We start from the raw sequence: 3,898 nt of genomic DNA, 5'->3' as shown, positions 1-3,898 counted from the left end.
GCTACTACGAACAGCCGCGGAAGGCGTCGGTGAGCGAGCTGGCCGGGCGGACGTCCGTGGCTCGTTCCACCTACGAGGAGCACCTCCGAAAGGCCGAGAACAAGGTGCTCACCAACGTCGGCCGCTTCGTCCGGGCGACGCTCGGGACCCGGACGGACGGTCCGTTAGGCGTCTCGTCTCCGGACGCCTCGCGGTCGGCGGAGTTGGATTGAGCGCGACCCTCGATAATCGCCACGCCCGTGCTGGGCAGCGTGGCGCTCGACTGGAAAACGGCGTCGTCCCGGCGGATCTCGCGATCGTCGGCGTCGGCGTCGCCCCCAACGTCGAGCTCGCCAGGGAGGCGAGGATCGAGCTCGGCCCCGCGGCGCCATCGCGACCGGCGAGGACGGCCGCACGAACCTCGACGATGCCTACGCCGCCGGCGACTGCGCCGAGGCGACGAATGTGGTGACGGGCGAGCCCGACTACTCCCGCTCGCGCTGACCGCCAACCGCGCCGGCCGGGCGATCGGGAGAACGGTCGCCGGCGACCGGACGCCGACCGGCGGCACAGCCGGCACCGCGATCGACAAGGCGTTCGACCTGGGCGCGGCGCGAACGGGCGTGGCGGGGATCGCGGAACGTCGCCGACCGGCCGAGCGCGCGACGACTCCCGGACCGCTCGCACCCGGCCGAACTGGACCCCCGTTCGCGGAGTACGCGCGACGAGCGGCTTAAAACACCCCACCGGGACTGGCGGGGCGATGGTTGCGATCCGCCGCGGTTCCCACGCGTCGGGAACGACGAGATAGCCCTTTATAGCGCGGGCTCAGAGGGTCGGCCATGAATCGCCGAGCGTACCTCGGCGCGGCGGGGGCTGCCGGGCTGACCGCCGTCGCGGGGTGTCTCGACGGAATCGGCGGCCTCGGTCGCGGCGACGACGGCGACACCGTCCTCGGAGCACCGTCTGAGCCCCGCGGCCGGCCCACGCACCCGATCCACGGCGACGAGCTCCCGTCCTTCGAGGTTCCCGACCCGATCCGCGACGAGGTGATCACCGACGAGCGGTTCCGGGACGAGCGCGCGGTCGTCGCGACGTTCGTCTTCACGAACTGCCCCGACGGGGCGTGTCCGGCCCTGTTGCAGCGGCTCGTCCACGTCCGGGAAGCCCTGCGCGAGGTCGGCCGCGAGGACGACGCCGCCTTCCTCGCGTTCACCTTCGATCCGGAGCGGGACACGGCCGACGTGCTCGCCGACCACGCCGACGCCTTCGGGATCGATCCGACCGACGACGACTGGTACTTCCTCCGCCCGGAGACGCCCGAGCGCGCCGAGCAGGTCGTGATGGAGGACTTCGGACTGCCGATCGAGCGCGTCGATCCGGACGAGCTCGATCACGAGCACGACCACGGTGACGACGGCGACGACGGCGGTGAGGACGACCACGATGATGACCACGAACACGGTGACGATGACGACGACGGTCACGAGGGCGACGGCGACGAGGGCGACGACGACCACGAGTACACGTTCACCCACTACAACCTGATCCTGCTCGCCAACGACCGGGGCGTCGTCGAGCGCGCCTACCCGGAGGCGACGGCCGTTCCGCCGTCGGAGATCGAGGCGGACGCGCTCGCGGTCCTGGAGGGATGATGAAGCGTCGGGAAGCGCTGGCCGGCGCGGCGAGCCTGGGTCTGCTGGCGGCGGGCGGGGCGGTCGCCGTCCGCGGACCGCCGTCGATCGGCGGCGACGGCAACGGCGCGGGCGGATCGAACGACGTCTCCGAGCCGATCGCGGTCGAGACGCTCTCCCTTCCCTGGAGCGACGGCGAGCCCGTCGACGTGCCGACCGAGGATCGAGTCACGGTCGTCAAGTTCTTCGCGACCTGGTGTCGCTCCTGTCGGGAGATGCTCCCGGACGTGACCGAGACCCACGGTCGGGTCGGCGACGACGTCCAGTTTCTGTCGGTCACCACCGAGCGAGTCGGCGACGACGGCCAGGTGACGACGGCCGACGTCGAGGACTGGTGGGAGGACCACGGCGGCGGCGAGTGGCCGGTGGGCTCCGACGAGACCGCCGAGTTGCAGGTGCGCCACGACGTTGCCGGGGTGCCGGCGACGGTCGTCTTCGACGCCGACGGCGTCGAGCGCTACTCCCACGTCGGCGTCTCGACGACCGACGAGCTCGTGGACGCCGTCGAGGCGGCCCGGGACGGCGAGCGATGAGCGACGCCTCGCTCGCGGCGGCCGTCGGCTTCGCCGTCTACGCGGGCGTCCTCACCTTCTTCTCGCCGTGTGCCTACGCGCTCCTTCCGGGGTACGTGGGCTTCTACGTCCAGCAGACCGGCGGGGAGGCGACCCTCGCCGGCTCGCTGGCCCGCGGGCTCACCGCTGGCGCGGGCGTCTTCCTCGTTCTCGGAATCTTCCTCGGCGCCACGTTCGTCGTCGGCCAGCTCGCGGCCGACGCGCTCCGGATCCTCGAGCCCGCCGTCGGCGTCGCGCTGATCGTCCTCGGCGCGCTGATCGTCCTGGACCGCGCGCCGACGCTCTCGATCCGCCTCCCCGAGCGCCGGACGGGGGTGCTCGGCTTCGGCGCCTTCGGCGCGGGCTACGCGGCGGCCTCCGCCGGCTGCGTCGCGCCAATCTTGCTCGCCGTCGGCGGCCTGGGGCTGTCGCTGTCCGGCGCCGGCGGTGCGCTCGTGGGGGGCGCCTACGTCGCTACCGTCTCGGCGCTGATGGTCGCGGTGACGGTGGCCGCGGGCACCGGGCTCTCGGCGGGCGGCGGCTGGGTGTCCGCGCACCGGAATCGCCTGGAGCGGGTGGCGGGCGTCGTCATCGTGCTGGCCGGGGTCGGGCAGCTGTACGTTGCCTACGCGGTGGAGTACGCGCTGTGACGGCCGAGCGCGCGAAGGGAGCGCTCGCTCGCGCCGCGTCCCCGGGCGGTCCGAACCGCCGCGGGCTACTCACTCGTCGGCGAGCACGTCGCGCTCGAGCGTCTCCCAGTCGTAGCGGGCGCCGTCGTGCTCGGCGGCGAACGCCGCCGCTTCGTCGGCGTCCGAGAACGGGACGTACTCCGGACCCATCGCGCCCTCGATGCCGGTTTCGACGACGTACGTGAGGTCCTCGGCCGCGGCGAACGTCTCGGCCTCGAGGTGACTCGAGACGGACGACGCGTCGTCGGCGAGCTCGTAGTCCGCGACCGAGTAATCCGTGACGTACCGCGCGAGCAGTTCCCAGCCGAGCCGGTCTCGCTCGACGTGGAACTTGTGGGCGCAGGGGAGCGAGCAGAACCGGGCCGGGCCGTCCCGGTCTTCCGACCGATCGCCGTCGTAAAACAGCTGCGCGTTCGTTCCCGGATGGTTCGCGACGACCATCCCGCAGTAGTCACACTGCGCGTCCTCGTCGATCGTGACCGGATCGGGAGCGGCGGCCGGGCCCCCGTTTTCGCTCAGACACCCTGCGAGGAGCGCGGCGGCGATCGTCGCGAGGACCGCCCTGCGCGGTTGCTCGACGTCGCGCTCGGCCGTCGGGACGATGCCGCGAGTCGGTCGGTGGTTCGATTCCGCTCGGTTCGAATCGGTGGACGTTATCATACGTTTCGTCTCCGGATCAGCAGTGAGGCGAGGATCGCCGGGACGACGATCCACGCGAGCAGGGCGCCCGCCAGGACGCCCGTCGAGAGGTTCGTCCGGGCGAGGACGGCCGCGAACCCGGCCTGGCCCCCGACGTCGAGCTGTGCCAGCACCAGAACGCGGAAGATGTCGACCGGATTGGCGAGGATCATCGCCGAGAGGGCGGCGTCCGACAGGTCGAACGCGGCGATCGCGCCGATGGCGACGAGGTCGTGCAAGAGCACGAACCAGGCCCAGACGAGCAGCGCGACGCCGAGCGCGTGGGCCTTGTCGGCGGTCACCGTCG

At 72.1% G+C, this 3,898-nt stretch carries 5 protein-coding genes and 2 pseudogenes; 5 read left to right on the top strand and 2 right to left on the bottom strand.

Annotated elements, in window-relative coordinates:
- The 5 genes and pseudogenes from QZT59_RS01870 to QZT59_RS01850 form a co-directional block, all read left to right on the top strand.
- The coding region (locus tag QZT59_RS01870) for a helix-turn-helix domain-containing protein (protein ID WP_290810544.1) at nt 1-212 on the top strand (212 nt) is incomplete at its 5' end.
- A 62-nt stretch (nt 213-274) separates the two neighbouring features.
- A pseudogene (locus QZT59_RS01865) lies at nt 275-605 on the top strand (FAD/NAD(P)-binding oxidoreductase); the annotation flags it as partial.
- Nucleotides 606-821: 216 nt separating this feature from the next.
- Complete coding sequence (locus QZT59_RS01860) at nt 822-1,634, top strand: SCO family protein (protein WP_290810540.1); 813 nt, start codon at nt 822-824, stop codon at nt 1,632-1,634.
- A complete protein-coding gene (locus QZT59_RS01855) occupies nt 1,634-2,206 on the top strand; it encodes a thioredoxin family protein (protein WP_290810538.1) in 573 nt (190 codons plus the stop codon). Before QZT59_RS01860 ends, QZT59_RS01855 begins: the two co-directional genes overlap by 1 nt.
- On the top strand, nt 2,203-2,874 hold the full coding sequence (locus QZT59_RS01850; RefSeq protein ID WP_290810535.1) for a cytochrome c biogenesis protein CcdA: 672 nt from the start codon (nt 2,203-2,205) through the stop codon (nt 2,872-2,874). The genes QZT59_RS01855 and QZT59_RS01850 overlap by 4 nt, the downstream gene beginning before the upstream one ends.
- Nucleotides 2,875-2,943: 69 nt before the next feature.
- On the opposite strand, the gene QZT59_RS01845 is transcribed toward QZT59_RS01850, so the two are convergent.
- Nucleotides 2,944-3,573: a nitrous oxide reductase accessory protein NosL gene (locus tag QZT59_RS01845; RefSeq protein ID WP_290810531.1), complete on the bottom strand. Its 630-nt coding sequence runs from the start codon at nt 3,571-3,573 to the stop codon at nt 2,944-2,946.
- Nucleotides 3,570-3,898 (bottom strand): annotated as a pseudogene (locus QZT59_RS01840) (ABC transporter permease); the annotation flags it as partial. The gene QZT59_RS01845 and the pseudogene QZT59_RS01840, both read right to left, overlap by 4 nt.

It is taken from the genome of Halovivax sp. (assembly GCA_007119345.1).
GTDB lineage: Archaea > Halobacteriota > Halobacteria > Halobacteriales > Natrialbaceae > Halovivax.
Note: the sequence above shows the minus strand (reverse complement) of the source record. Positions and strands in the feature narration are given on the sequence as shown.

Excerpts from the sequence above, each read along its gene's own strand:
- QZT59_RS01850 (WP_290810535.1), top strand. The coding sequence starts at position 2,203 with ATGAGCGACGCCTCGCTCGCGGCGGCCGTCGGCTTCGCCGTCTACGCG.
- QZT59_RS01855 (WP_290810538.1), top strand. The coding sequence starts at position 1,634 with ATGAAGCGTCGGGAAGCGCTGGCCGGCGCGGCGAGCCTGGGTCTGCTG.
- QZT59_RS01860 (WP_290810540.1), top strand. The coding sequence starts at position 822 with ATGAATCGCCGAGCGTACCTCGGCGCGGCGGGGGCTGCCGGGCTGACC.
- QZT59_RS01845 (WP_290810531.1), bottom strand. The coding sequence starts at position 3,573 with ATGATAACGTCCACCGATTCGAACCGAGCGGAATCGAACCACCGACCG.